The 25,628-nt window shown below is 44.3% G+C and carries 29 protein-coding genes and 1 rRNA gene; 20 read left to right on the forward strand and 10 right to left on the reverse strand.

The window, feature by feature from the left end:
• Positions 1–120 precede the first annotated feature (120 nt).
• On the reverse strand, positions 121–837 hold the full coding sequence (gene rph / locus F897_RS02470; RefSeq protein WP_004781384.1) for a ribonuclease PH: 717 nt from the start codon (positions 835–837) through the stop codon (positions 121–123).
• A gap of 194 nt (positions 838–1,031) precedes the next feature.
• Here rph and F897_RS02475 point away from each other — a divergent pair, with 194 nt between their 5' ends.
• A complete protein-coding gene (locus F897_RS02475; protein WP_005232803.1) occupies positions 1,032–1,661 on the forward strand; it encodes a TetR family transcriptional regulator in 630 nt (209 codons plus the stop codon).
• 99 nt (positions 1,662–1,760) lie between these two features.
• Here F897_RS02475 and F897_RS02480 read toward each other — a convergent pair whose 3' ends face one another.
• Entirely contained in the window at positions 1,761–2,378 is a 618-nt protein-coding gene (locus tag F897_RS02480) for a thiol:disulfide interchange protein DsbA/DsbL (protein WP_005232804.1), read from the reverse strand.
• 226 nt (positions 2,379–2,604) lie between these two features.
• On the opposite strand from F897_RS02480, the gene ubiG reads away from it, so the two are divergent.
• From ubiG to F897_RS17665, 5 genes are all read left to right on the forward strand, one after another.
• Entirely contained in the window at positions 2,605–3,333 is a 729-nt protein-coding gene (ubiG, locus tag F897_RS02485) for a bifunctional 2-polyprenyl-6-hydroxyphenol methylase/3-demethylubiquinol 3-O-methyltransferase UbiG (protein ID WP_005232805.1), read from the forward strand.
• Positions 3,330–4,019, forward strand: coding sequence for an HAD family hydrolase (locus tag F897_RS02490; RefSeq protein WP_005232806.1), 690 nt, complete (start codon positions 3,330–3,332; stop codon positions 4,017–4,019). Before ubiG ends, F897_RS02490 begins: the two co-directional genes overlap by 4 nt.
• A gap of 49 nt (positions 4,020–4,068) precedes the next feature.
• The gene (locus F897_RS02495) at positions 4,069–4,815 is read left to right on the forward strand and encodes a YciK family oxidoreductase (RefSeq protein ID WP_005232812.1); all 747 of its coding nucleotides are present in this window, start codon (positions 4,069–4,071) and stop codon (positions 4,813–4,815) included.
• A gap of 226 nt (positions 4,816–5,041) precedes the next feature.
• The gene (locus tag F897_RS02500; RefSeq protein ID WP_004781373.1) at positions 5,042–5,461 is read left to right on the forward strand and encodes a hypothetical protein; all 420 of its coding nucleotides are present in this window, start codon (positions 5,042–5,044) and stop codon (positions 5,459–5,461) included.
• A 183-nt stretch (positions 5,462–5,644) separates the two neighbouring features.
• On the forward strand, positions 5,645–5,800 hold the full coding sequence (locus F897_RS17665) for a hypothetical protein (RefSeq protein ID WP_004781372.1): 156 nt from the start codon (positions 5,645–5,647) through the stop codon (positions 5,798–5,800).
• A 53-nt stretch (positions 5,801–5,853) separates the two neighbouring features.
• On the opposite strand, the gene F897_RS02505 is transcribed toward F897_RS17665, so the two are convergent.
• On the reverse strand, positions 5,854–6,063 hold the full coding sequence (locus F897_RS02505) for a hypothetical protein (protein ID WP_034170274.1): 210 nt from the start codon (positions 6,061–6,063) through the stop codon (positions 5,854–5,856).
• Between the two features lie 44 nt (positions 6,064–6,107).
• Here F897_RS02505 and F897_RS02510 point away from each other — a divergent pair, with 44 nt between their 5' ends.
• The 9 genes from F897_RS02510 to F897_RS02550 all read left to right on the forward strand — a co-directional run bounded on the left by F897_RS02510 (position 6,108) and on the right by F897_RS02550 (position 14,719).
• Entirely contained in the window at positions 6,108–6,503 is a 396-nt protein-coding gene (locus F897_RS02510; protein ID WP_005232826.1) for an RcnB family protein, read from the forward strand.
• A gap of 222 nt (positions 6,504–6,725) precedes the next feature.
• A complete protein-coding gene (locus tag F897_RS02515) occupies positions 6,726–7,100 on the forward strand; it encodes an RcnB family protein (RefSeq protein WP_005232837.1) in 375 nt (124 codons plus the stop codon).
• 132 nt (positions 7,101–7,232) lie between these two features.
• The gene (gene argA, locus F897_RS02520) at positions 7,233–8,576 is read left to right on the forward strand and encodes an amino-acid N-acetyltransferase (protein WP_005232845.1); all 1,344 of its coding nucleotides are present in this window, start codon (positions 7,233–7,235) and stop codon (positions 8,574–8,576) included.
• Positions 8,577–8,910: 334 nt separating this feature from the next.
• Entirely contained in the window at positions 8,911–9,867 is a 957-nt protein-coding gene (locus F897_RS02525) for a sulfonate ABC transporter substrate-binding protein (RefSeq protein WP_005232847.1), read from the forward strand.
• A gap of 24 nt (positions 9,868–9,891) precedes the next feature.
• The gene (locus F897_RS02530; protein WP_005232849.1) at positions 9,892–10,887 is read left to right on the forward strand and encodes an aliphatic sulfonate ABC transporter substrate-binding protein; all 996 of its coding nucleotides are present in this window, start codon (positions 9,892–9,894) and stop codon (positions 10,885–10,887) included.
• A 36-nt stretch (positions 10,888–10,923) separates the two neighbouring features.
• A complete protein-coding gene (ssuD, locus tag F897_RS02535) occupies positions 10,924–12,099 on the forward strand; it encodes an FMNH2-dependent alkanesulfonate monooxygenase (RefSeq protein WP_005232851.1) in 1,176 nt (391 codons plus the stop codon).
• A complete protein-coding gene (gene ssuC / locus F897_RS02540; RefSeq protein WP_005232853.1) occupies positions 12,099–12,914 on the forward strand; it encodes an aliphatic sulfonate ABC transporter permease SsuC in 816 nt (271 codons plus the stop codon). Before ssuD ends, ssuC begins: the two co-directional genes overlap by 1 nt.
• Positions 12,915–12,939: 25 nt before the next feature.
• Positions 12,940–13,746 carry an ABC transporter ATP-binding protein gene (locus F897_RS02545; protein WP_005232855.1) on the forward strand — a complete coding sequence of 269 codons (807 nt, stop codon included), beginning with the start codon at positions 12,940–12,942 and terminating at the stop codon, positions 13,744–13,746.
• A 349-nt stretch (positions 13,747–14,095) separates the two neighbouring features.
• Positions 14,096–14,719 carry a TetR/AcrR family transcriptional regulator gene (locus tag F897_RS02550; RefSeq protein ID WP_005232857.1) on the forward strand — a complete coding sequence of 208 codons (624 nt, stop codon included), beginning with the start codon at positions 14,096–14,098 and terminating at the stop codon, positions 14,717–14,719.
• Between the two features lie 72 nt (positions 14,720–14,791).
• Here F897_RS02550 and F897_RS02555 read toward each other — a convergent pair whose 3' ends face one another.
• Entirely contained in the window at positions 14,792–15,355 is a 564-nt protein-coding gene (locus tag F897_RS02555; protein ID WP_034580399.1) for a 5'-methylthioadenosine/S-adenosylhomocysteine nucleosidase family protein, read from the reverse strand.
• Between the two features lie 255 nt (positions 15,356–15,610).
• Between F897_RS02555 and ribF the strand changes: the two genes are divergently transcribed.
• From ribF to F897_RS02580, 5 genes are all read left to right on the forward strand, one after another.
• On the forward strand, positions 15,611–16,612 hold the full coding sequence (gene ribF, locus F897_RS02560) for a bifunctional riboflavin kinase/FAD synthetase (RefSeq protein ID WP_005232861.1): 1,002 nt from the start codon (positions 15,611–15,613) through the stop codon (positions 16,610–16,612).
• A gap of 64 nt (positions 16,613–16,676) precedes the next feature.
• Positions 16,677–19,523 (forward strand): isoleucine--tRNA ligase, encoded by a 2,847-nt coding sequence (ileS, locus tag F897_RS02565; protein ID WP_005232863.1) that lies wholly within the window; start codon positions 16,677–16,679, stop codon positions 19,521–19,523.
• Positions 19,516–20,055: a signal peptidase II gene (lspA, locus tag F897_RS02570; protein WP_004781354.1), complete on the forward strand. Its 540-nt coding sequence runs from the start codon at positions 19,516–19,518 to the stop codon at positions 20,053–20,055. Before ileS ends, lspA begins: the two co-directional genes overlap by 8 nt.
• Positions 20,048–20,530 carry an FKBP-type peptidyl-prolyl cis-trans isomerase gene (locus F897_RS02575; RefSeq protein WP_005232865.1) on the forward strand — a complete coding sequence of 161 codons (483 nt, stop codon included), beginning with the start codon at positions 20,048–20,050 and terminating at the stop codon, positions 20,528–20,530. The genes lspA and F897_RS02575 overlap by 8 nt, the downstream gene beginning before the upstream one ends.
• A gap of 133 nt (positions 20,531–20,663) precedes the next feature.
• Complete coding sequence (locus F897_RS02580) at positions 20,664–21,206, forward strand: NADPH-dependent FMN reductase (RefSeq protein ID WP_005232867.1); 543 nt, start codon at positions 20,664–20,666, stop codon at positions 21,204–21,206.
• A gap of 492 nt (positions 21,207–21,698) precedes the next feature.
• Here F897_RS02580 and F897_RS17675 read toward each other — a convergent pair whose 3' ends face one another.
• The 6 genes from F897_RS17675 to rrf form a co-directional block, all read right to left on the reverse strand.
• Complete coding sequence (locus F897_RS17675) at positions 21,699–21,857, reverse strand: hypothetical protein (protein ID WP_004781349.1); 159 nt, start codon at positions 21,855–21,857, stop codon at positions 21,699–21,701.
• Positions 21,858–22,232: 375 nt separating this feature from the next.
• A complete protein-coding gene (locus F897_RS02590; protein ID WP_005232869.1) occupies positions 22,233–23,390 on the reverse strand; it encodes a PQQ-dependent sugar dehydrogenase in 1,158 nt (385 codons plus the stop codon).
• A 143-nt stretch (positions 23,391–23,533) separates the two neighbouring features.
• Positions 23,534–24,157, reverse strand: a complete 624-nt coding sequence (locus tag F897_RS16770; protein WP_005232870.1) for a GGDEF domain-containing protein — start codon at positions 24,155–24,157, stop codon at positions 23,534–23,536.
• A 29-nt stretch (positions 24,158–24,186) separates the two neighbouring features.
• The gene (locus tag F897_RS17680) at positions 24,187–24,336 is read right to left on the reverse strand and encodes a hypothetical protein (protein ID WP_164071334.1); all 150 of its coding nucleotides are present in this window, start codon (positions 24,334–24,336) and stop codon (positions 24,187–24,189) included.
• A 464-nt stretch (positions 24,337–24,800) separates the two neighbouring features.
• Positions 24,801–24,992, reverse strand: a complete 192-nt coding sequence (locus F897_RS16780) for a hypothetical protein (protein ID WP_005232872.1) — start codon at positions 24,990–24,992, stop codon at positions 24,801–24,803.
• Between the two features lie 514 nt (positions 24,993–25,506).
• Positions 25,507–25,621, reverse strand: a 5S ribosomal RNA gene (gene rrf, locus F897_RS02600).
• Positions 25,622–25,628 lie beyond the last annotated feature (7 nt).

A 25,628-nucleotide genomic window follows, 5' to 3' on the forward strand; every position in this document is an offset into this window, starting at 1 on the left:
AAAGATCATCGCTTAAAACAGGGGTTACACAGTAGACAGATCCTGTTCATTTTTTGTCAGGCAATGTGTAGCTATAATAAAAAACGCATCCGAAGATGCGTTTTTTACAGCTTGAAAGACTTACCAGCCCAAAGCTTCTTGCTGTTTCTTGATCAGTTCCTGAATCCCTTTTTCAGCCATGGCTAGCATGTCATTGCATTGCTCACGGGTAAATGGCTTATCTTCAGCAGTCCCCTGAATTTCAATAAATTCACCTGCCTGAGTCATCACGACATTTAAGTCAGTCTGACAGTTTGAATCTTCTTCATAGCAAAGATCTAGTAGTACTTCATCTTTAAAGATACCTACAGAAATTGCAGCCACTAGACCCTTAAGTGGGTCCTGTTTGATTTTCTTTTTCTCAAGCAATACATTCATGGCATCAATCAATGCTACTGCAGCACCCGTAATTGATGCAGTACGGGTACCACCATCTGCCTGGATCACGTCACAGTCAATAGTAATGGTATTTTCACCGAGTTTTTTCAGATCGACCATTGAACGTAGGCTACGACCGATTAAACGCTGAATTTCCTGAGTACGGCCACTTTGTTTGCCACGAGCAGCTTCACGATCACTACGGGTATGTGTTGAACGTGGCAGCATGCCGTATTCTGCTGTTACCCAGCCTTGGCCCTGACCTTTCAGGAAACGTGGTACAGAGCTGTCCACACTGGCAGTACACAGCACTTTGGTATGACCAAATTCAACCAATACGGAACCTTCCGCATAACGTGTATAGTTACGGGTAATTTTCACTTCACGTAATTGATCTAATGCTCGTTGGTCGATACGCATAATAGGTCCTGCTGTTGACTAAAAATAATTGCGGCTCAGTATAACAGAAGCCTCCGCCAAGATTGGGACAGAGGACAGATCATTTACAAAATCACTGGACACGCCTTGCTTGTATAGATTTTTCAGTCCATCTGCTCTACTGCGATGGGCAGATGTTTTTTGCTAAACTGCAGATCTGCTGAAGGAAAATCCCTATGTCTTTACGTGAAGAACGCAAGCAACAAAGCCGTCAGGCCCTCCTCGATGCTACCTTGGCATTGAGCAGCCGTGGCCATGCATTTAGCAGCATCAGCCTGCGCGAAATCACTCATGAAGTCGGACTGGTGCCTGCCGCATTTTATCGACACTTTCAGAATATGGATCAGTTGGGACTGGAACTTCTGGATCAGGTGTCGATTCATCTCAAAGGTGTGCTGAATCAGTTGGGACCTGCAGACTTTTCTCTGGATGAGCTTTCATCTAAGATCGAACTGTTTTTTCAGGCAGTTGATGCTCATCCCGAAGCCTGGACATTTGTCAGTGCCGAACGTTGGGGCGGTTCCAATATTCTCAGACAAGGGATTGAGCGGGAAATTCATTATCTGACCCAAGACTTGCGGCATACCTTGGAACAGATTCCAGCCACCCAGCAATCTCCTTCTCCAGCCGAGTTAACTGCACTGGCACAGATTCTGGTTCCTCTCGCATTAAACTGGGCTATGGGCTGGATTCAGCTTCAGGCACAGCCTGCTCTTGAACTGCGACAAACTCGGATAAATGACTTCAAAGCCCAAAGCCTAAAGCAGTTAGAACTGTTATTTCGTGGAATTTTATCTCAAGCCTGAGATCTCATCTGAGTGAAATCTATTTCGCAGTTCAATTTTATCCTGATATAAAAAAACCCACATATAGATGCAGGTTTTTAGATTCATGCAGATCTGGTGTTATTTAGCTTTACGCTCTTTCTCAACCAGATAATTTACCACTTGAACTACTTTGGCACCATCGCCCTGAACTACATACTTACCGTTCACAGTTACCGCTGGTACACCGCTTAACTGATAAGTCGCAGCCAGATTTTTGGCCTGTGCGATTTTTGAAGAAATCGGGAATGATTTATAAGTGGTATTAAATTTCGCTTCAGAAATACCATAACGGGTATAGAACTTGGCTAATTGAGCCTGTTCCAGAATTGGCTGTTTCTTCGCATGAATATCATGGAATAGCTGCAAATGTGCTTTTTGACGAACACCTAGAGCTTCAGACACATAATACGCACGAGCTGCCTGTTCCCATAGCGGATTCATCGCGGCTGGGGTACGTACAAAACGTACATCTTTAGGCAATTTTTTTAACCAGCTTTGCATGTGTGGTTCAAGAGAATAGCAGTGACCACAGCCATACCAGAAGAATTCACGGACTTCAATTTTCCCCGGCTTTTCAACTTTTACTGGATTCGCCAGGACTTGATAGTCTTGACCTGCTACAAAGTTGGCCGCCATTGCACTGCCAGAAAATGCCAAAACAGATGCGGCTACAGTGCCTAAAATAAATTTTTTCATTGGGATTATCGTCCTCTAAATCATTATGTCTAATTTATGGCTTCACTATAAAGTAATTATGCCGGTTTCGTTTTTATTCTGTGAACTTTTTTACAGCTTTTATCGCTTTTTTTTCCAGAATCGCTACACTAAACAAGTTTACTGATTTACAAGAAGTTAAATCTGTTTATACCGCCTCTGGGCGAACTTAAATTTTAAATAATCACGACTGATTGAGGTGACACCGATGTCGCAATTGAATGTTGATCCACAAGAAATTGCCAAGTTTGAAGCATTTGCAGCTATATGGTGGGATCAGCATTCCGAGTTCCGCCCATTGCATATGATCAATCCCCTGCGCCTCAACTGGATTGATGAACATGCCGGTGGCTTGAGCGGCAAGAAAGTGCTGGATGTAGGCTGTGGCGGTGGAATCCTGTCAGAAAGCATGGCGCGCCGTGGTGCTCAGGTGCTGGGCATTGATATGGGCGAAGCGCCACTGAATGTGGCACGCATCCATGCCGAGCAGGAAGGTGTCAGCAATATTGAATACCGTCAGATTCCAGTAGAGCAACTCGCAGAAGAACAAGCCGGTCAATACGATGTCGTGACCTGTATGGAAATGCTGGAACATGTACCTGATCCAGCCTCTATTATTCAGGCCTGTTATAAACTGGCCAAACCAGGTGGTCATGTCTTCTTCTCGACCATTAACCGTAATCCAAAATCTTATCTGTTCGCGATCATTGGCGCAGAATATATCTTGCGTATGCTGGCCAAAGGTACACATGATTACAGCAAATTCATCAAGCCGTCTGAACTGGCGCATGACATCCGTAATGCCGGTTTAAAACTGAAAGATATGACTGGCCTGCATTATAACCCGCTGACCAAGCGTTACTGGCTGGCACCGAATGTCGATGTAAACTATATGGTGTACACCGTTAAAGAAAGCACGCAAGAGGCCGACCAATGAAGGCGGTTCTATTCGACCTCGATGGTACTTTAATTGATACCGCAGCTGACTTTATCCGGATTATCCAGCATATGTGCCGTGAAGCCGGCCGTGACGTGGTGGAAGCTGATCTGATCCGTACCCAGGTTTCAGAAGGTGCACGTGCTATGGTCAAATTGGTCTATCCGGAACTGCAACTGGAAGATCCAGTGTTTCTGGATCATCGCCAGCGTTTTCTGGATATGTATGGGGCAGATATTGCTGTGGATACAGACCTGTTCAGCGGAATGTATCCTCTACTTGAAGAATTAGAGGAAAATGATATCCCTTGGGGAATCGTGACCAATAAACCGCGCTGGTTGAGCGAAGCCTTACTCAAAGCTTTAAACCTGACCGAGCGCTGTGCCGTACTGGTCTGTCCGGAAGATGTGACCCGAACCAAGCCAGATCCGGAGCCAATGTATCTGGCTGCCGAGCAGTTACAGCTGGCTGCAGAAGACTGCATCTATGTCGGTGACCATCCACGTGATATTGATGCAGGCCGCAATGCCAAGATGTATACCATACTGGCAGCATACGGTTATTTACCACTGCAATACAAAGATGACTTAACAGCCTGGCAAGCCGACTATATAGTGAATACAGTGAATGAGTTACACCAGCACATTCAAAAACTGGTCTTGAGCGAGCCAAGTGTCCTGTCTTGATTCCTGAAACTACTGAAGACACTTAACAATAATAATGAGGAGGTAGATAATGAAGTATTCAGAATATCAACCTCGCCCCGATCTGTTAAAAGATCGTATCATCCTGATCACAGGTGCGGGCGATGGCATTGGTCGTGCAGCAGCAATCAGCTATGCTCTGCATGGAGCAACTGTAGTTCTGCACGGGCGTACCTTAAACAAGCTTGAAGTTATCTATGATGAGATTGAAAGCTTGGGTGCGCCGCAACCCGCCATTCTCCCATTACAGTTATCTAGTGCCTCTGAACGTGATTATGAATTATTGCTCGACACGCTCGATCGCCAGTTTGGCCGTTTAGACGGGATTTTGCATAATGCCGGTATTTTAGGCGAGCGAGTACCACTGGCAGATTATCCGGTTAATGTCTGGGATGATGTCATGGCGGTTAACCTTCGTGCGCCTTTTGTGATTACCCAAGCCCTGTTACCCCTGCTGGAAAAATCCAAACACGCTTCTGTGGTCTTTGCCAGTTCCGGTGTAGGGCGCGAAGCCCGGGAATGCTGGGGCGCTTATTCAGTTTCAAAAATTGCCATTGAAGCAGTGAGCCAGTTATTTGCCAAAGAACGGGTCAATTCGAATATCCGCTTTAACTGTATCAATCCGGGTGCTACACGTACCGCAATGCGTGCCAAGGCTTATCCGAATGAAGATCCGAAAACCTTACCGGCACCGGATTCCATCATGCCAGCCTATCTGTACCTGATGGGTGAAGATAGCTTGCATATGAACGGTCAAAGTATTGATGCGCAGGACTAATCTTTAATTAACACCTATTTAAAAGCCAATGTCAGCATTGGCTTTTTGTTTTTTTTAAACTCTATAAAGATAAGACCCATTTGAAAGCTGGCTTATTCTTCTGCCCCATTCATCCAGATTTCAGACTGAATCAGCCAGACCTTTCTTATTTCTACAATACTGTCTTTATTCAGTTCGCTGCAAATTCCCCTATACTAGCGCCAACAGATTTTTATTTGAGTGCAACATGACTGACTTAAACAACATCACCGTGACGACTTTGGAAGATGGCATGGTCTCTCTGCTGGTCGATCAGCAGCCGATCTCTGAAAAATACGGCATGAAGTTTGATGCCAGCATTGTCGATGACATTCAGGCACTCGAAAATGGTCAAAAACTGAAACTGTTTGACCAGTTTGTCTTTTCCCATACCGATCTGAATTTTGAACATTCCTATCATTATGTGACGGGTATCGAAAAGCTGGACGATCGTTATCAGGTAGCGAAACACTTTGTCTATCGCATCAAGATCGAAGGTCAGCCTGAAATTGAACATGTGATCAGCAATCAGGGCAAAGCAATGACAGCAGAAGATGTGCGTACTTTTATTCAGGCACATGTACAGAAATCCCTAAGTGACTATACTGATCTGAACTATGCCTATTAAGATCGTTCATTAGATCCCGAAAGAGCACATTTACACATGATGCTCTTTTTTTATCCTTAAATTCTTTAAAAAACAGACATAAATCGTTTTAACAAATCAATAATATAAAATTATTCGGTTTTCCAAATTAATATAAAATTTTTATAATGCTTTTCAAGTTAAATCAAAGCGAAGGAAAATTAAATGGCAGACCAAAAACGTAAAACTGAAACTATTCGTCGTATTGAAAACTTGCAGTTATCAACTGCCCTGATTTTGGCTTTAGAAGATGCAGTCGAGGCAGAGTCTGTGGCTGAAGCCATTCAGTCCTTACAGGGTTTAACGGAACAGTGGAACTGAAAAATTGCAATGACCAAATCAAGATCCGGTGTTTAAAAAGAATATTTTTTCCACTAATTTGAGACGGTTTTGATACACAATTCAGGACATTGCGCTTGCATCTTGATCCCGGTTTTGCTGAAATGCCAATGGGGCTGGGCATAACTGGTCAACTGACTGAAGTGCATCCTAAGCTTATGTAAAATCATGGCATAATCATAATTTCTCTGTAATTGATATAAAACTTCAGCCAGTTCTTCACAGTTTCTCTGCAATTTTTCCATACATTAGTTACTGTAGAAAATGAACAATTGAATGAGGGTTCAACATGAAAAAGGTTCTGGTAGCATTGGCGATGTCCTGCAGTGCATTCATGCTGGCAAATGTTGCAAACGCTGCCCCTCATTTCAATGATGAACAGCGTATGGAACGGGGTCCGGGTCATCATCAGGCCAAGAAAGCGCGTGAGTTCCATGACGATCACCAAGACCAGTATGATAAACGTCGTATGCGTGAAGAACGTGGTGTTAAACGTCTGCAAGAGTTACGCTGGCAGCCTGGCTATGTCATGCCGCAGCATTATCGCAGTAATGGCTACAAGGTCGAATATAAGGATCATAAACTGCCTAAACCAGACCGTAAGCAGCAATGGTACAAAGTCAACAATGACTACATTCTGGTGAACTCTGAAAATAACAGTATTGTCCGGATCATCGGAGACTGATTCAGAACCTGATGCAAAGCCCAACCTCGTTTGGGCTTTTTGATTTTTCGGATGAGCCTTTTTAGGCTTTTTCTTATTTTAGAGCTTTCCTTTTAATCGTGGCTAATCTCCTAAATTCCTTCATGAACTTAACAATTCCACTAAACTGGCCTCACGCTTTCTATTCACTTATTCGCTAATTTAATCTCATCGAAAACATGTACAGATTTTTAGGTGAGAGCCATGAAAAAAGTTTTAACTACAATTGCCTTATCTCTTAGTGCGCTGGTTGCTACTTCTGCAATGGCAGCACCGCAGCATCATGATTCACGTTATGCACCGCATAAATCAGCACCGCACTGGGATCATAAAGACGCGAAAAAATGGGATGATCGCCGCGATGACCGTCGTTACAACAACCGTGGGGTTAACCCAAGCCGTGACTGGCGCGTAGGTCAAAAACTGCCAAACCAGTACGACAACCGTCGTTTTGAAGTCAATGGCTATGAAGCACGCCGTCTGCCGAAAGCAGGTAAAAACCAGCAATGGTACAAAATCAATGGTGACTATGTGCTAGTCAACGATCGTAACGACAAGATTGTTCGAATCATCAACTAATCATTCTCTTTTCTGCCCTTCTAGCAGACACCTGAAGCTCGCTTCAGGTGTTTTTTTATATCTGTACTTCCACTTCAGTATTTTTTCATTAGAATCAAAGCTAGATCTTTAAATGTTGAAATAGGCACAGCTATGACTGCAGCAGAAACCTCACCGAGCAACACCTTGCAATATGTGCACTGGTTTCGCCATTCTGCGCCTTATATCAATGCTCATCGCAATAAAACTTTTGTGATCATGTTTGATGGTGAAGCGGTATTGCATGACAACTTTCAGCACATCATTCATGATATTGCCCTGCTCAATTCTTTAGGAATCCGTCTGATTCTGGTACATGGCGCGCGTCCGCAGATTAACCAGAATCTGGCTGCGAGTGGTTTCGAGACCCCTTTCCACCAGCAGCGTCGGGTGACGACTCGTGAATCCTTAAGCTGTGTACTGAATGCAGTAGGATCGATCCGTTTACAGATTGAGGCGCTATTATCGATGGGACTGGCCAACTCACCTATGTATGGTGCGCGCATTGATGCCGTTTCAGGAAATTTTGTGACAGCCAAACCTTATGGCATCCGTGACGGGGTCGATTTTCAGTTAACTGGTGAAGTTCGGGCCATTGATACCGATGCGATTCAACGTCATCTGGACAATCATAATATTGTGATTCTCGGTCCGACCGGCTATTCAACCACAGGTGAAGTTTTTAACCTTCTAGCTGAAGAAGTCGCAACCAAAACTGCGACTCGTCTCAAAGCCGATAAACTGATTATCTTGGGTCGACAGCATGGTCTGCTCGACAGTAAGGGTCAGTTAAAACGGGAAGTAACCCCACAGCAACTGGATGACTATATTCTTTCTGATGAACAGGATATTGAAATTCGGCTCCAGCTCAAGGCCGCTCAGGAAGCGTCCCGAAATGGCGTCAATCGCGTTCACCTGATTTCGTATACCTATGACGGCGCCTTGCTGGAAGAACTGTTCACCCGGGATGGTTCCGGCACCATGATCACCGATGCGCATTATGAAGAAGTGCGTATGGCCGACATTCAAGATGTCGGTGGCTTGATCCGTTTGCTCCGCCCCATGGAAGAAGAAGGTATTCTGGTTTACCGTTCGCGGGAGCGTCTGGAAAATGAAATTGACCAGTTCGCCGTAATTGAGCGTGATGGCATGATTCTGGCCTGTGCTGCCCTGTATCCGATTCCAACTACGGGCAATGAACTGCGTTCTGCAGAAATCGCCTGCGTTGCAGTAGATCCAAGTTACCGTCAATCCAACCGCGGTAGCCAGATTCTGCATTATCTGGAAGATAAGGCCAAAAGTCTGGGTATTCAGCAACTGTTTATTCTAACCACCCGTACCGCACACTGGTTTCTGGAACAGGGCTTTGAACCGGCATCAGTAGATGATTTGCCCGATGCCCGACAGGCTTTTTATAATTATCAGCGCAATTCAATTGTCTGTAAAAAGTCACTTTAAAGTGACTTTTTATTAGCTCTCATATCTCTATTTTAGATAACGATATTCATAAAACCTGTATTCAGTATAAAAATCCTATTGCTGATTTTCTAATAAGCATATCTGGCCACTTTATTTAGAATAAATAATTTTATATTTCATTATCTTATATTAATTACTCTTTCTTCCTAAATTAATGTGTAAATCACTTTCCTGCATAAGTTTTGCACTTTTTTATTTATCTTTTTTATTCATTAGAAATTCCTGAATAGTTATTTTTTTAGAAAAGTAAAAAGCTTTAGCGTATGCCTAAGTTCTTCATTTCACATTTCTAAATTTTCAGGAGTTCTGATTCATGCGCCAATCACACATTCAATTATTCACAAAAACTGCGGTCCTTAGTGCTGCGGTGGCTGGCGTGATGATGCTTTCTGGCTGTGGCAAAAAACAAGAAGCCGTGACCCTGAATATTGGTTTCCAGAAATATGGCGTACTGCCGATCTTAAAAGAACGTGGCACCTTAGAAACGTCATTAAAAGAAAAAGGCGTGAATGTGAAATGGGTTGAATTCCCGGCTGGTCCTCAGTTGCTTGAAGGCTTGAATGTCGGCAGCGTATCTTTTGGTGAAGCCGGTGAAGCGCCACCGATTTTTGCTCAAGCAGCGAATTCAAATCTGGTCTATGTGGCCAATCAGCCTGAAGCACCGAAAGCTGAAGCGCTAATCGTACAAAAAGACTCGAAAATTCAATCTGTACAGGATCTGAAAGGCAAACGTATTGCCTTAAATAAAGGCTCAAATGTTCATTACTTACTACTCAAAGTCCTTGAAGCCAATAATCTGAAACTCAGCGATATCGAAGTAGTTTACCTGCCACCTTCTGATGCCCGTGCCGCTTTTGAACGCGGTGCTGTCGATGCCTGGGTGATCTGGGACCCATTCTTCGCTGCAGCAGAACATCAGATTGGTGCGCGTGTCATCGCAACGGGTGAGAACATCGTCAGTAACCATCAGTTCTATCTGGCAGATCGCAAGTTTGCTGAAGCCAACCCACAGATTATTGAAGCTGTCGTGAATGAACTCAATCTGACCACTGAGTGGGTCTCTGCTCATCAGGATGAAGCCGCCAAACTTCTGGAAAAACCGACAGGCCTAGCATTTGATGTATTGAAAACGTCTATTTCACGCATGGGCTTCGGTGTTCAACCTCTCACGACTGACGTGATTCAAAAACAGCAACAAGTCGCCGATGCGTTTTATGCGCAGCAGCTGATTCCACAAAAGCTGAATATTGATGCAGCAATTATTAAATAACAGCAGAATAATTCGAGAATAAAGATGAGTCATATAAAAACAGTTTCTTATATCAGCTTAGCGCTATTGAGCTTTAGTCTGACTGGCTGCCATAAACAGGAACCACAACAAACGACTGCTGCAGACACCAAAGCAGCACAACAGGTACAAAGCATTGCAATTGGCTTTCAAAAATCAGCCTTAAATCTGCTGGTGGCACGCGATGAAAAGCTATTAGAACAACAATTTCCCAATGCCAAAATTGAATGGAAAGAGTTTCCGGCAGGCCCACAAATGCTGGAAGCACTGGCAGTCGGGGCAGTGGATTATGGCTATGTGGGAAATACCCCACCTATTTTTGCACAGGCGGCAGATAAAGCCCTGAGCTATGTGGCCTTTGAAAAAGTGGCGGGGAATTCTTTAGCTGTGGTCTTGCCGAAAGACAGTGCTATTCAAAACATTCAACAGTTGAAAGGAAAGCGGATTGCGGTTCAGAAAGGTTCGAGCGCGCATGAACTTCTGGCCAAAACCCTGGAAAAAGCCGGCTTAAGCTGGTCAGAGATTCAAGCCGTTTGGCTTCCCCCTGCGGATGCACGTGCTGCTTTTGATAAAAAAGCCATTGATGCCTGGGCAATCTGGGATCCCTTCCTGGGTGCAGCCGAGTTCGACAGCCAGGTTAAGATACTGATTGAATCCAGTGATTTTCCGCAAACCTATTCCTTTTACATCGGCAATCCCGAATTTATTCAGAAGCATCCGGATAGTCCCGGCAAGTTTATCCAGGCTTTAAATGCATCTGACCAGTGGATTCTTAAAAACCAGGCTGTAGCCCTAGATATTTATCAGAAAAGTACCGGTCTGAAACCGGATGTAGCGAAGATTGCATTTGAGCGTCGTCTTAAACCTTCGCCGGTACAACCATTAACGACGGAAGTGATCAAAGCCCAACAGAATATTGCCGATCTCTTCCAGCAGGTTCAACTGATTCCCAAAACCATCAGCGTCCAGCAACAGATCTGGTCGCCAGCGGCCACACATTGATGAGCAAACAAGATCATTTAATTTAAGGAATATTACATGAAAATTTTCTGGTTTATCCCCACTCATGGCGACAGTCGTTACTTAGGCACCAGCAAGGGCGCACGTGTTGTAGATCATGCCTACATGAAGCAGATTGCGGTTGCGGTCGACAATCTTGGTTATGAAGGTGTATTAATCCCGACTGGCCGTTCATGTGAAGATCCATGGTTAACTGCAGCCAGCCTGATTGATGCCACTAAAAAACTGAAATTCCTCGTCGCGCTGCGTCCAGGTGTTACTACGCCCGCCCTGACTGCACGTATGGCTGCAACCTTTGACCGTCTATCTGGTGGCCGTATATTGCTGAACCTGGTGACGGGTGGTGATGAGCAAGAACTAAAAGGTGACGGCGTTTATGAAGATCATGCAATACGCTACAAGACTGCGGCTGAATACACCACCATCTGGCGTGAAATCCTGACCCGTTCACATACAGGCAAAAGCTTCACTTTCCATGGTGAACGCTTAAGTGTGGACGAGGCCAAACTGCTTTATCCACCAGTTCAAAAACCATATCCACCACTCTGGTTCGGTGGTTCTTCAGATGCAGCCGTTGAACTGGCCACTGATCAGGTCGACACTTACCTGACTTGGGGTGAACCGCCTGCAGCAGTCAAAGAAAAAATTGAAAATGTCCGTGCCAAAGCGGAAGCGAAAGGTCGCAAGCTGAGCTACGGTATCCGTCTGCATGTGATCGTGCGTGAAACCAATGAAGAAGCATGGAGAGCAGCAGACGAGCTCATCCAGTATGTGGATGATGCCACCATTGCTGCTGCACAAGCGAAATTCAAGCAAATGGACTCTGTCGGCCAACGTCGTATGGCTGAGCTGCACAATGGCGACCGTAGCAAACTCGAAGTGTCTCCGAACCTGTGGGCAGGTGTAGGTCTGGTACGTGGTGGTGCAGGTACAGCGCTTGTAGGTGATCCAGAAACTGTGGCAGCACGTATTCAGGAATATGCTGATCTAGGTATCGATACCTTCATTTTCTCAGGCTACCCACATCTGGAAGAATCGATCCGTTTTGCGGAACTGGTATTCCCATTGCTTCCATTAGAAACTCAACAAAAACTGGCTCAGCCAAACTTGACTGGTCCATTCGGTGAGATTGTGGCAAATAACTACACTCCAGATGAGAACAAGAAGGCTGAGAGTGTTCAGGAGCCAGCTTAATGTCGAAAGTCGTTTCAGTTGAAACCCTCGCAGAAAAGAAGGTTTCACGTGGAACACAGCTTGGGCAGCGTTTGCTGCCTTGGTTAGTTCCTGTCGGATTAATTCTACTCTGGCAAATCGCGTCAAGTACCGGTTTGCTGGAAAGCCGCATTTTGCCTGCACCGAGTGCCGTAGTCATCGCGTTCTGGAATTTACTGCTTAGTGGTGAGCTTTGGACACATGTCAAAGTCAGTGCTGGTCGTGCCTTCAGTGGTTTGTTAGTAGGCGGTGGCCTAGGGCTAATTTTGGGTCTACTCAATGGCTCATCCAAAACGGCTTCTACCCTGCTGGATACCACCTTACAGATGATCCGTAATATTCCGGCTTTGGCCTTAATTCCACTGGTGATTCTCTGGTTCGGGATTGATGAATCAGCCAAGCTGTTTCTGGTGGCCATTGGTGTGTTTTTCCCGATTTATATCAATACCTATCATGGGATTCGTTCAGTCGATCCACAGCTGATCGAGATGGGCAAAAGCTATGGTCTGACTCGCTGGCAGCTTTATAAAGAAATCATCCTGCCAGGGGCAATGCCTTCAATTCTGGTCGGTCTACGCTTTTCACTCGGTCTGGTCTGGGTACTGCTGATTGTGGCGGAAACGATTTCTGCCCAGTCCGGTATCGGTTATATGACCATGAACGCGCGTGAATTCCTGCAAACCGATATCGTACTGGTAGGTATTTTACTGTATGCCCTGCTCGGTAAACTGGCAGATGTCCTGGCTGTAGCCTTCGAACGATTCCTGCTGCGCTGGCATGCTGGCTATCAAAAATAATTGAAAAAATATTAAGGAGCATGTGATGACTGATCTCAGCTTAGGGCGTCTTGCCAATGATTCGACTGCAGTGCAGGAGCCTGCTGCAACCGATATCAATCCCAATGCCGTTGCGGGTGCTGAAATTATTATTGAACAGCTGCACAAGTTCTATGGCTCAGTGAAGGTACTGGAAGATCTGGACCTGCATATTCAGCCGGGTGAATTTCTGGTGATTGTTGGACGTAGTGGCTGTGGTAAAAGTACCCTGCTCCGTCTGATTGCCGATCTTGAAAAACAGAGCTATGGCGAAATTAAATTCAAGTCTGCGCGTCATATCCGTGAAGGCATTACCGCTGATGATATCCGTGTGATGTTTCAGGATCCGCGTTTATTGCCATGGCGGAGCATCGAACAGAATGTGCAACTCGGCCTACCAAAAGACCGGCATGACAATGCTTCACAAATGCTGGAGAAAGTCGGCTTAAAAGAGAAAGCCGGGCTCTGGCCTTCACAACTGTCTGGTGGTCAGCGTCAGCGTACTGCCCTGGCACGCGCCTTATCACATAAGCCGCGTATTTTATTGCTAGATGAACCACTCGGTGCACTGGATGCCTTGACCCGTCTGGATATGCAGAACCTGATTGAAAAATTATGGACTGAACAGGGCTTTACCGCGATTCTGGTCACCCATGACGTGAGTGAAGCCGTACAACTGGCTGACCGGATTATCCTGCTGGATAAAGGCCATATTGCCAAAGAGTTCAAAGTTGATCTGCCACGTCCACGACAAAAGAATGTGAAATTCGCCGAACTTGAACAGCAGGTTCTGAATGCCGTTCTGGCAACCTGAAATGTGAGGGAAACCAGAATAGCTGTTTATTCTGGATTCCTTATTTCGAATCAAGAGAATATCTTTCTCACTGATTATTTATTCAGCAATTGGCAAAATTTCAACTTCATTCATTAATTTTATTTTAACTTTATGATGCCTCAAGGTAATAATTAGTACTTAAAAAATAATCAACCTTTTCAAAAGCTTGGTTTTTAATTCCTCTGCCTTAAACCGATACTAATTGTATCTTTAATCTAAAGAATAAATCATCATTATTCATAAAATTAGCGCCTGACTTGATGCACAAATCTGATGATTTGACGTACAATTAAAAATTCCCTTTTTTAATTGTTTTTAATATTTGCTGATGGAACAAAAAAAGAGTACTCAAAAACGCAACCAGCTGCTGAATGCTGCACTCGATGTTTTTTCCCTATACGGTTTTAATGGGGCGAGTTTAGATGAGATCGCACAAATTGCAGAAATGCATAAGTCGAATATTTTCTATTATTATGAAAATAAAGAGGCGCTCTATGTAGAGGTTTTAACGACCGTTCTACAAAAATGGCTGGCACCTTTACAAATGCTAGAAGCTGATCTTGAGCCTGAAGAAGCGATTACCAATTATTTGATGCAAAAAATTGAAGTATCGCGTACCCAGCCTAAAGCTTCACGCCTGTTCGCTCTGGAAGTGATTCAGGGTGCGCCGCACATTTTAGAAATCTTAAAAGGTCCATTGAAAAAACTGGTCAAGCGTAAAGCCAAAGTGATTTCAAACTGGCAGGAACAAGGCAAGATTTCTAAAGATATCGATCCTGAACTGCTGATTCTGAATATCTGGGCCGTGACCCAAAACTATGCAGATTTCGCGACTCAGATGGAAATGGTAACAGGTAAGACCTTGCGTAACCGCAGCATGCAACAACGGATTATCCAGCATACTGTACATATGATGCTGTACGGCGTACTTCCGCGTACACAAGAAAAATAGGTCAACGCAAAAAGCATTTGGCATACGACCATAAATTTTATGGTCGCCGACCCCTTCTCTCACCCTTTGTTATTATTTTAACGTTTGATATAAATTCAATAATTTCTGCGCACCTAGCAGCAGATTCTCTTCCCAGTCCAAATGAGCACTATCATCTGCACCGTCAGTAATATATTTAACTGAAATTAGGCGCACATCCAATTTTCTGCATACCTTGGCCAGCGCATAGCCTTCCATATCCACCAGCTGACAAGCCACTTTCGGCAAGCCTGTTTCAAAGCTGTCCCCTGTTCCACAAATTCCTTTCGGTAAATGGGCAAAAAACGGTTCCAGATCAATTGCGCCTGGCAAATGATCATCCATCGGGGTAATACCAACTTCAAATCCTAGTGGTGAAACATCCATATCACGTTGTACAAAACGCTTAACTTCGACCAATTCATGCGCTTTGAAATGGGAACTGCCTGCGGTGCCGAGATTAATCAGGGTCTTGCAGCCAGTTTTCTGAATCACTTCAAAAGCCTTAAAAGCAGCATTCACCTTGCCGATGCCACTATAGTGGACTTCCACACCTTCTGCTTCGAACAAACCTTTGGATTCACTGGCCAATGCCATAATGAGTGCCGAATCTGACATGCAAACTACCCGAGACTGAGGAAACCGTGACATTAGAAAGCAAAATCCGGGCAATGAAAAGCGGGTTTTTAGATTTCTATTTTGCAGATCTTTCACTTAAATAACCACAGAAGATTCTTGAATGGCACACTTTCTTCTTGATGTGTTTCGTGATTTTTCAATAATTTTTTTGCATAAAAACACAACAACAAGACGAATCGTTGAGATTATGGCAATATATAGCCTTTCCTATTTTTCAATTCCCTGATTTCACCTATGCAGCTGCTCCGTCTCAATGCTTTAGCGTCACATTTTGAATTGCCAAAAACCGCCGTTACAATTGGTAATTTTGACGGCGTGCATCTGGGTCATCAGGCCATGATCAAACAGTTAAAAGCTGTTGCAGAAGCTGAACAACTAAAAACTGTTGTGATGATCTTCGAGCCACAACCGCTTGAATTTTTTAAAGGTTATGAAGCACCCCCACGTATTTCTTCTTTGCGTGAAAAGGTAGAATATCTAAGTGAACTGGGTGTGGACTATATTGCGGTCGCCAAGTTTGATCATCATTTCCGAAGCCTGAGTGCCGAAGCCTTTGCCGACATTCTGAAAGATAAACTGAATGCAGCACATCTGGTCTTGGGAGATGATTTTCACTTTGGTAAAAACCGTCAGGGCAATAGTGAATTCCTGCGAGATTACGGATTTAAGGTCACCAACCTGCATACTATTGCGTTAGATGGTGAACGGGTCAGTTCTACCCGCATCCGTCAGACCCTGCAAGCGGGCGACCTGGCTCTGGCAGCCAAATTACTGGGACGTCCTTATAGTATTACCGGCCGGGTGCAATACGGCGACCAGATTGGCCGTACCATTGATTTCCCGACCATTAATGTCCGGTTAAACCGGCATAAACCCTGTCTGCAGGGCATTTATGGAGTTGAGGTAGTCTGTGAAACCGGATCACTCAGCGCCAAGGTTCAGCAGGAAAATCCTGAACAGCCGGGTGTTGCCGGCTATGATCAGGGCAGCCTGTTTGGTGCCGGTCATGTGGGTACCCGCCCTGCGATCAAACAGACTCATCCGGAATGGCGATTAGAAGTACATTTTCCTGATGTTTCTGCTAATCTGTATGGCCTGTTAATGCGGGTAACCTTCTTGAATTATCTGCATGGCGAAAAAGATTATCCTTCGCTTGAAGCGTTAAAGGCCGGAATTGATGATGATGTTGAGAAACTGCTTGAGTTTCGTCGAAAACACCCCACATTTCCCTTTTAATGTCCCGTATTTTTATTGTAAAACGTGTCAGTCTAATGACTGATTAAATTGGAAGACAACTTGCATGAGCGATAAGCAAACTCCTGAAAATGCAGTGGATTATAAAGCCACGCTGAACCTCCCAGGTACTGACTTTGCAATGAAAGCAAATCTGGCAGTACGTGAAGCGAAATGGTTAGAAGAGTGGTATGCCGATGACATTTATCAGCAGATTCGTGCATCGCGAATTGGCAAGAAAAAATACGTGCTTCATGACGGCCCTCCATATGCCAATGGCCAGATTCACCTAGGTCATGCAGTCAACAAGGTACTTAAAGACATCATCATTAAAAGCCGCATCATGGACGGTTTTGATGCGCCTTATGTACCGGGCTGGGATTGTCACGGTCTTCCAATTGAACTCAAAGTTGAAGAAAAAGTCGGTAAGGTTGGTGTCAAAGTGGATGCACCTACTTTCCGTAAAGCTTGCCGCGAATATGCATTGAGCCAGGTTGAGCTACAGAAAAAAGACTTCATCCGTATGGGTGTGTTTGGCGACTGGAGCAATCCTTACCTCACCATGAACTTCAAGCAGGAAGCCAACATTGTACGTTCACTCGGTGAAATCGCGAAAAATGGCCATATCCAGCCAGGTCTTAAACCGGTGAACTGGTGTCTGGACTGTGGTTCAGCACTGGCTGAAGCTGAAGTTGAATATGAAGATAAAAAATCAGATGCAATCGACGTGGGTTTCACCGTGGTTGATCTGGCGGATCTGTCTGCACGTTTAGGTGTTGAAGTTAAAGACTCAACTGATATCGTGATCTGGACCACAACGCCTTGGACACTTCCTGCGAACCAGGCGGTTGCCCTGCATGCTGAAATTGAATACCAACTGGTTAAAGCACGTGGTGAAGATAAAGCTGCACAAAACTTTATTCTGGCTAAAGATCTGGTTGAATCTGCAACTGAGCGTTATGGCTTTAATGCGGTTGAAGTGATTGCTGATTTTACCGGTGCGAAACTTGAGAATCTGGTACTGCAACATCCTCTAATTGCTGAGCGTCAAGTGCCAGTGATTCTGGGTGAACACGTCATCGCAACCAGCGGTACCGGTGCTGTACATACTGCGCCTGGCCATGGTGTGGACGACTATAAAGTTGGTCTGCTGTATAACCTGAAAGTAGATAATCCAGTGGGCGGTAATGGTGTGTATTTACCGACTTCACCACTATTTGCAGGCGAGCACATCTACAAGGCCAATCCCCAAATTATTGCGGCACTTGGCGAAGCTAACAAGCTATGGGCACATAAGCCTATCAAGCATAGCTACCCGCACTGCTGGCGTCATAAAACTCCGATTATCTTCCGTGCGACCCCACAATGGTTCATCAGCATGGATGAAAAAGGTCTGCGTCAGGGTGCGTTGAATGCCATTGAAAATGACATCAGCTTTGTACCGGATTGGGGTAAAAACCGTATCCAGGCGATGATCGAAGGCCGTCCGGACTGGTGTATCTCACGTCAACGTACCTGGGGTGTACCAATTCCATTCTTCGTGCATAAAGACACCAATGAATTGCATCCTCGTACACCTGAACTGATCGAAGAAGTCGCGAAACTGATCGAACAGGAAGGTATTGATGCCTGGTATAACCGTGAAGCTAAAGACTTCATCGGTGATGATGCTGAGCAGTACAACGCGGTTCGCGATACCTTAGATGTATGGTTTGACTCTGGTACAACCCACTATGCAGTGCTGCGTGACCGTGAAGAATTGACCGATCCAGCTGATTTATATCTTGAAGGTTCTGACCAGCACCGTGGCTGGTTCCAGTCTTCATTATTGACCTCTATGGCAATCAATCAACGTGCGCCATACAAAGGTCTGCTGACTCACGGTTTCGTGGTCGATGAGAAAGGCCGCAAGATGTCGAAATCGCTGGGTAATATCATTACTCCGCAAGACATTATCAAGAACATGGGTGCAGACGGCCTGCGTTTCTGGATCGCTTCAGCAGATTACCGTTATGAAATGACCGCAGGTAAAGAAATCTTTAACCGTGCGTCAGATGGTTATCGTCGTATCCGTAATACCCTGCGTTTCTTGTTGGCAAACCTGAATGGTTTCAACCCGGCAACTGATGCTCTACCTGTAGATCAACTGATTGCACTGGATCAATACATCCTGCAACGCGCGAATGATGTACAGGAAACCATCAAGAAAGCATATGAAGATATGAACTTCCATATCGTGACCAATGCCTTGACCAACTTCTGTATTAACGACCTCGGTGGTTTCTACTTAGACATCATCAAAGACCGTCAGTACACCACTAAAGCAGACTCGCAGGCACGTCATTCTGCGCAAACTGCGCTATATCATCTGGTACAAGCCTTTGTACGCTGGATGGCACCAATCCTGAGCTTCACCGCTCAAGAAGCATGGCCACTAATTCCAGGTCAAAGCGAGAAATATGTGTTCACTGCTGAATGGTACGATATTCCAGTCTCAGCACAAGAAAACCTGTTGTCTGAAGCAGACTGGCAAACCCTGATTGCAGTCAAATCTGCGGTCAACAAGCACATTGAAAATGCGCGTAACGAGAAACTAGTGGGTTCAAACCTGTCTGCCAAAGTTGAGCTGTGGGCCAATGATGAACTGAAAGCTGTTCTAGACCGTCTGGGTGATGAGCTGCGTTTCGTTCTGATCACTTCTCAGGTAATCGTGAATCCGTTTGATGCTGCTCAAGGCAATGACGCTGAACTTGAAGGCCTACGCGTAAAAGTATCTGCGGCAGATGGCGAGAAATGTGTACGCTGCTGGCATGTGCTTCCTGATGTGAATACACATGCCTCACATCCAGGACTATGCGGTCGTTGTATCATTAACCTCCCGAGCGGCCAAGGTGAAGAGAGAAAATATGCCTAACCCACAGCAGAAAAAGGGTCTGTTCCAGTTCTATCCTCACAATTTGTGGTGGATCGGACTGGCTATTCTGGCGATCATTCTAGATCAATGGACCAAATGGATTGCGGTAACACATCTGGAATATGCAGATCCGGTGCCCGTCCTGCCCTTTTTAAATTGGACACTATTACATAACTATGGCGCTGCCTTTAGTTTCTTGTCCGATGCTGGTGGCTGGCAACGCTATTTCTTTACCTCTCTTGCAGGTTTAGTGTCTGTGGTTTTCGTGTTCTGGCTGATGCGTATGCCAAAGAGCATGAAAGTCTTGCCACTAGCAGTTGCCCTGATTCTGGGTGGTGCTATTGGTAACCTGATTGACCGCATTTCTTTAGGTTATGTGGTCGACTTTATTCATGTCTATTATCAGAACAGCCACTTCCCTGCTTTTAATATTGCGGATAGTGCCATTACTTTAGGTACGATTCTGCTGCTGATTGATACGTTTTTCCTGGAAAAACACCGAATTCAACGTGCACAGGCGCAACATGACTGATTTTATTAATCCTAACGAGGAAACTCGTGTTAAAGACGGCTCTAAAGTCGAGCTTCATTTTTCTGTCGCGATCGAAAGTGGCGTAGAAATTGACAATACCCGTAGCCGTGAAGAACCGGTAAGCCTGACCATTGGTGATGGCAACCTATTACCAGGTTTTGAAAAAGCTTTAATGGGCTTGCGTGCTGGTGACCGTCGTACTGTCAGCCTTCCGCCCGAAGATGCTTTTGGTCCGTGGAATCCTGAAAATGTCCAAAAATTTGATACGGTGAAATTTGGCGAACGTCCGATCGAAGGTCACATGATCGAGTTTGAAGACAAGGCCAAATCGACTTTGTATGGCGTAGTAAGATCCGTAAATGATGATATTACCGAAGTGGACTTTAATCATCCGCTTGCAGGTAAAAATATCACCTTTGAAGTCGAAATCTTCAAAGTTACTCCAGCTGGCCAGCAAGGCGTGAAGCTGATGTAATATCGGCTAATCACATGATTTAAAAGAGCTCCTTCGGGAGCTTTTTTAGTTTCTGGATACAAATCCTCTCTAGTCTCTGTTCAGAAATCTGATTAATTTAATTTGATGAGCATGCGATAAGAAAGGGAAAGATATGAAAATTTATATTGTGGTTGGCAGTGTGCGTGAAGGACGTACAGCAATTAAGGTCGCACATTGGGTACTACAGGAAATTAAAAAATATGGTTTTAGCACGCTTGAAACCGAACTTGTCGACTTAAAAGAATGGGATCTTCCGCTTTTTGCTGGTTCTCATCCCCCATTGACCGGTATTTATGATCAACCGAAACAGCAGGAATGGGCCGACTTTATCGCTCTTGCGGATGCATTTATTTTTATCAGTCCTGAATATAACCATGGCTATAGCCCAGCATTAAAGAATGCGCTGGATTATCTAGCCAAGGAATGGCAAGGCAAACCGGCAGCTTATATCGGTTATGGCGTCACCAACGGCTCACGTTCCATTGATCAGATCCGTCAGGTCGGCACTCAGCTTGGCATGGTGGATACCAATGCGATTGTAGAGCTGCGGGACATTTTTAGTCGCAATAAAGACTACAGCTTTGAAGGAAATGAATTCGACAATAAAACACTTAGAGATGTCGTGGATAAGCTGATCCAGTATGTCAGTGCCTGAGGACGACAGCGATGTGCGCTTTAGCCTACAGGCAGCGCAGAATTTGTCGGCTATTCTCACTTTCAGTTCAAGGCTATAGTTTGATTCATAGACAGACAGGAAGTCTGCAAAGCGATACAACAACAATAAAAAACGCAGAGTAACAGGACGTTGACAGGTCAGACAGGAGTCAGATCTGAGAAGCAAATCCAGAAAAGTCTCAACAGGATGTTGGGGCTTTTTTGTATTTAAAATCTGGTATTTTTTTTAATAAAATCAGATCTCTACATTAAAGCCTATATTGATGTCACAGGCTGCTTACCCACCGCGGATTCCCCAATTTTCCAATGGACTTTCTCGCAGATGAATCAGAATATGATCAGACGGAATGCCCAATTTTCCCAAGCTTGCTACAATCTACTGATACAGTTTGCGCTTGGTCTCCAGACTCCGTTCAGCGAAGCAGTCAATACCGATCAAGGTAAAGTATTCAGGCTGGGCCAGATGAGTCATCTACTGAAAACGTTGGGCTTTATGTACCACCAGCCGGATATTATGGTCATATTCAGGCAGTTGAAAGGCATTTTTCACACATTGAAATACGCTGTCGAATAACTGCTCTTCATCAGCCTGGGAATACTGTTGCCAGACTTCAATTTGAACGGTAGGCATGCGCTTTTCCTTTTTATTATTTTATTGAATTCTTTTAGATATTTTTCATTGAATAGAGAGATGAGCTTCAATAAGGCCTCCTATCTCTACCATATCGTAAAATTATCCTGAGAACTCTGGAATTAATCGGATAAATATTTTCAAGTGACCTTGTCGCCTCTAGCCTACAGCAGATGCGGTCAATGCCTCTACTCGGTCTTTCTGACTCGGGTTATATTGAGTGCATACCAAGACAGGAAGTCTTGCAAAAACAAGAATAAAACATCGGCAGGATGCTGATCGATACCGGAGGAAAGGTATCTGAGCTAAATTTGAAAAGGCCCTCACAGGAGTTGGGGCCTTTTTCTTTCATTGTGTTATTAACTATTTAGCTTTTTACTGAGGTGCGGTCATCTTAAGCAACTTGGCTTTTGGACCATCTTCAATCACCCAGAGTGAGCCATCTTTGGCCTGAATCGCACCACGAATCCGCTCTTTCATATCCAGTCGCTGTATTTCTTTTGCAGGATTTTGAGTGGTATCAATTACAATCATTGCCTGAGAAGACAGACCTGTAGCTAAGGCTTTATTTTTCCACTGAGGAAAGATATTACCTGTATAGAACAATAAGTCTGAAGGAGAAATTACTGGAGTCCAATCTAGTGCTGGTGCTTCGAACTCTGGTCGGGTACTGTGATCTGGAATCGGCTTGCCATCATAATGATCCCCATTGGAGACGATCGGATAGCCATAATTTTTGCCTTTTATCACTTTATTCAGCTCATCACCACCTTTTGGACCCATTTCAAGCACCCAAAGCTGCCCTTGTGGATCAAATGCCAAACCGAGAGGATTACGGTGTCCCAGACTCCAGACCTGCTTGGCAATTTCGCCCTGATTCATAAATGGATTATCGGAGGGGATTGAACCATCATCATTCAGACGAATAATCTTGCCGGCATTAGATTTCATGTCCTGGGCTGGATTAAATTGCTGACGTTCACCCGAACTGATCCAGAGTTTATTATCTGAGCCAAAGATAATCCGGTGCCCATAATGGCCTTGTCCTGAAGAAAATTTCGGTACCTGAGTCCAGATTTTCTTAATCTGAGTGAGCTGTGGCGTGCTCTTGGTGAGATCTAGCTTGCCACGAACCACGACTGCACCATAACCACCCTGCCCCTGTTCGGCATAACTGAGATATACCCACTGATTCTTGGCAAAGTCAGGATGGAGTGCGATATCGCCTAAGCCACCTTGTCCGCCATAGGCCACTTGAGGAATACCCTGAACAGTTTGAGTGCTGCGATTGGCTGGATTAAATAATTTTAATTTTCCTGATCTTTCGGTAATCAGTAAACGCTGATCTGGCAGCTCAATCAGTGCCCATGGCTCATTCAACTGCGCAAATTCTTCGACTTTATAAGCTTGCTGTGTGGTTTTGGCAGCGGATTGTCCAGCTGGGGATGCTGAAGTCTTGTCTTGGGCACAGGCAGTCAGGCTATAGGAACCCAAGCCTAATAATAAAATTGCTGCTATTTGAGTCTGTTTCATTGTTATTCTTCGTGCTAATTTCATTCAGATAAGTACCAATTTAGCATTCCAGACAGCGGCTAAAATAATAAAAAAGTAAAGGAATCGTAAGCGGATATAACATAATCTCAATAAGATAGCTGATGCATTAATTGAGTTTTTTATTATTTAATACAGGCTGAATCGCGAAGAATTTTCGCCTTATACAACTGCTGATCGGCTGTTTTTAGTAAACGATCAACATTTTTATAAATATGCTCTGCATCCATAATCGCTGCTCCGACACTGATACTGATCCAGGTTTTGTCATTCCCACGATTGGCATGTTCTAAATTGAGCTGACGAATAACCTCGCAAAGTTGCTCGGCAAAAGCTTTAGCTTCCTGCCAGGAAATATCTGCCAGTAAAACTGCAAATTCCTCTCCACCATAGCGGGCCAGAAAGCCATTTTCAGGCAATATTTGCTGAATAGTTTGAACCAGTGTTTTTAAAATATAGTCACCTTTGAGATGGCCATAATAGTCATTATAGTTTTTAAAATAATCCACATCGATCATATAAACAGCCAGCGAAGATTGGTTTGCTATCGCATGCTCATATTGCTGCTGAAGCTGTTCATTTAAGGCAAAGCGATTATAGGCACCTGTCAGCGAATCCAGCCTCACCTGCTGCGCGAGTTTCTCATTGAGCAAGGTGATATCACGCGTACGGCCCTGAACCTTCTGATCAAGTTCTTTATTCAGTCGCAAAAGCTGCTTGTTTAACAACTCGGTATTAATACTTTGCACCGCATAATCACGGCTGAGCTGAAAGGTAATTAAATAAAATAGGCACAGGAGGTATAAAATGCAATTTCAACTGAATCAATTACCTTAAGCGCAAGTAAATAGTCATGCAGGAAGGTCAGGCAGACCAGCACCACCGCAATAGAATTGATCTTGGAATAACGCACATGCGATTTGTGCATGCGGTAAGCGCCATAAAGCAGATTAATAAAAACCAGTATGCAATACTAAAGCTTTGGAAAAAGAAGCTCTGGAAGATATAAGGCAGCGTAAACAGGGTCACAGCCACATTGATACTAATTAACAAAGCTGTGATTTTTAATAAATAAGGATTTAACAGTCGATACGGCAATAAATAGATATAAATCAAGAAGAACAGAGTCGCCAATTCAGTCAGTAAATACTCAAATCGTGTGCCCCATACCCAGGAAATATTCGTGAATAAAGTATAAATGAATGGGACTGCAAAGAAGCTACGCAGGCTCAAGCACAAAATAAATAACCCTAGAAACAGCAGCAAATTACCTGCTTGCGTTTTAAGGCTACGAAATACTGCAAAGAACACCATAAAGCAGCCAATCATCAGCAGAACGCCACTGATCACACTTAAAGGAATTACCTGATCATAAAACTTATCCAGAATAGGCTAGTTAAAGCCAATAAACATGCTGTTTTCCAGCCCGCCAGGGATATAGTGATAACTTGAAGCCTGAATGGTAATCGTCACTTCCCGCTGTGAGGGAAAGAAAGAAGCCAACTTTGGCGCCATCATGGTCTGATGCTGACCATGTATGCCTACCTGCCCTACTTCTATCAGGAGATGATCATCGACATACATGTGATAAGCCCCATACTGATAAGGCACATAAATATAAACCGCATGATTGATGACTGATTCAGGCAGCCTGAAGGCTTTTTGAAAAGTTCCAATATGGTCTTTATGACCTGTTAAGGTCAGGAAAGAATTAGGTAAATGAACTTTTTCAGCAGCAAGAGTCTGATTAGAGGAAGTTAACTGAGATGGTCGCTGCCCAGAAGTGGGATCAATCAGCTGATTGGGGTAGAAATCCCATTCGCCATCAAGTTTGACATACTGATGATGATCAAAATTTAATTCTGTTACAGCGTATAGCTGTCAAGAAATCAAACTGAGCCATATCAACACAAATGTGTTTATGAGAATCTGCTGCATATGACTCAGAGAATAAAAAAATATTTACACGAGTAGTATAACATTTCACAACTGATCGGAGATTATACAGCCGTAAAAATTAGTCGTTAAAGATAAAAAAGGTTTATATGTTATATAAAAAAAGCCCCCTGCGCTAGCAGAGGGCTTTTTAGGAATAATGAGCTGGCGATGACTTACTCTCACATGGGAGACCCCACACTACCATCAGCGCTAAGAGGTTTCACTTCTGAGTTCGGGAAGGGATCAGGTGGTTCACTCTTGCTATGGTCGCCAGCACAACTG

The sequence above is a fragment of the Acinetobacter variabilis genome (assembly GCF_000369625.1).
Lineage (GTDB): Bacteria > Pseudomonadota > Gammaproteobacteria > Pseudomonadales > Moraxellaceae > Acinetobacter > Acinetobacter variabilis.

Excerpts from the sequence above, each read along its gene's own strand:
- lspA (WP_004781354.1), top strand. The coding sequence starts at position 19,516 with ATGCCTAACCCACAGCAGAAAAAGGGTCTGTTCCAGTTCTATCCTCAC.
- ssuC (WP_005232853.1), top strand. The coding sequence starts at position 12,099 with ATGTCGAAAGTCGTTTCAGTTGAAACCCTCGCAGAAAAGAAGGTTTCA.
- F897_RS02525 (WP_005232847.1), top strand. The coding sequence starts at position 8,911 with ATGCGCCAATCACACATTCAATTATTCACAAAAACTGCGGTCCTTAGT.
- F897_RS17675 (WP_004781349.1), bottom strand. The coding sequence starts at position 21,857 with ATGCCTACCGTTCAAATTGAAGTCTGGCAACAGTATTCCCAGGCTGAT.
- F897_RS02490 (WP_005232806.1), top strand. The coding sequence starts at position 3,330 with ATGAAGGCGGTTCTATTCGACCTCGATGGTACTTTAATTGATACCGCA.
- ribF (WP_005232861.1), top strand. The coding sequence starts at position 15,611 with ATGCAGCTGCTCCGTCTCAATGCTTTAGCGTCACATTTTGAATTGCCA.
- F897_RS16780 (WP_005232872.1), bottom strand. The coding sequence starts at position 24,992 with ATGTATGTCGATGATCATCTCCTGATAGAAGTAGGGCAGGTAGGCATA.
- F897_RS17680 (WP_164071334.1), bottom strand. The coding sequence starts at position 24,336 with ATGCACAAATCGCATGTGCGTTATTCCAAGATCAATTCTATTGCGGTG.
- F897_RS02575 (WP_005232865.1), top strand. The coding sequence starts at position 20,048 with ATGACTGATTTTATTAATCCTAACGAGGAAACTCGTGTTAAAGACGGC.
- F897_RS02505 (WP_034170274.1), bottom strand. The coding sequence starts at position 6,063 with ATGGAAAAATTGCAGAGAAACTGTGAAGAACTGGCTGAAGTTTTATAT.
- F897_RS02480 (WP_005232804.1), bottom strand. The coding sequence starts at position 2,378 with ATGAAAAAATTTATTTTAGGCACTGTAGCCGCATCTGTTTTGGCATTT.
- F897_RS02550 (WP_005232857.1), top strand. The coding sequence starts at position 14,096 with ATGGAACAAAAAAAGAGTACTCAAAAACGCAACCAGCTGCTGAATGCT.
- F897_RS02530 (WP_005232849.1), top strand. The coding sequence starts at position 9,892 with ATGAGTCATATAAAAACAGTTTCTTATATCAGCTTAGCGCTATTGAGC.
- F897_RS02590 (WP_005232869.1), bottom strand. The coding sequence starts at position 23,390 with ATGAAACAGACTCAAATAGCAGCAATTTTATTATTAGGCTTGGGTTCC.
- F897_RS02555 (WP_034580399.1), bottom strand. The coding sequence starts at position 15,355 with ATGTCAGATTCGGCACTCATTATGGCATTGGCCAGTGAATCCAAAGGT.
- F897_RS02475 (WP_005232803.1), top strand. The coding sequence starts at position 1,032 with ATGTCTTTACGTGAAGAACGCAAGCAACAAAGCCGTCAGGCCCTCCTC.
- F897_RS02515 (WP_005232837.1), top strand. The coding sequence starts at position 6,726 with ATGAAAAAAGTTTTAACTACAATTGCCTTATCTCTTAGTGCGCTGGTT.
- ssuD (WP_005232851.1), top strand. The coding sequence starts at position 10,924 with ATGAAAATTTTCTGGTTTATCCCCACTCATGGCGACAGTCGTTACTTA.
- F897_RS02545 (WP_005232855.1), top strand. The coding sequence starts at position 12,940 with ATGACTGATCTCAGCTTAGGGCGTCTTGCCAATGATTCGACTGCAGTG.
- F897_RS02510 (WP_005232826.1), top strand. The coding sequence starts at position 6,108 with ATGAAAAAGGTTCTGGTAGCATTGGCGATGTCCTGCAGTGCATTCATG.
- ubiG (WP_005232805.1), top strand. The coding sequence starts at position 2,605 with ATGTCGCAATTGAATGTTGATCCACAAGAAATTGCCAAGTTTGAAGCA.
- F897_RS02580 (WP_005232867.1), top strand. The coding sequence starts at position 20,664 with ATGAAAATTTATATTGTGGTTGGCAGTGTGCGTGAAGGACGTACAGCA.
- F897_RS02500 (WP_004781373.1), top strand. The coding sequence starts at position 5,042 with ATGACTGACTTAAACAACATCACCGTGACGACTTTGGAAGATGGCATG.
- rph (WP_004781384.1), bottom strand. The coding sequence starts at position 837 with ATGCGTATCGACCAACGAGCATTAGATCAATTACGTGAAGTGAAAATT.
- F897_RS02495 (WP_005232812.1), top strand. The coding sequence starts at position 4,069 with ATGAAGTATTCAGAATATCAACCTCGCCCCGATCTGTTAAAAGATCGT.
- F897_RS17665 (WP_004781372.1), top strand. The coding sequence starts at position 5,645 with ATGGCAGACCAAAAACGTAAAACTGAAACTATTCGTCGTATTGAAAAC.
- argA (WP_005232845.1), top strand. The coding sequence starts at position 7,233 with ATGACTGCAGCAGAAACCTCACCGAGCAACACCTTGCAATATGTGCAC.
- ileS (WP_005232863.1), top strand. The coding sequence starts at position 16,677 with ATGAGCGATAAGCAAACTCCTGAAAATGCAGTGGATTATAAAGCCACG.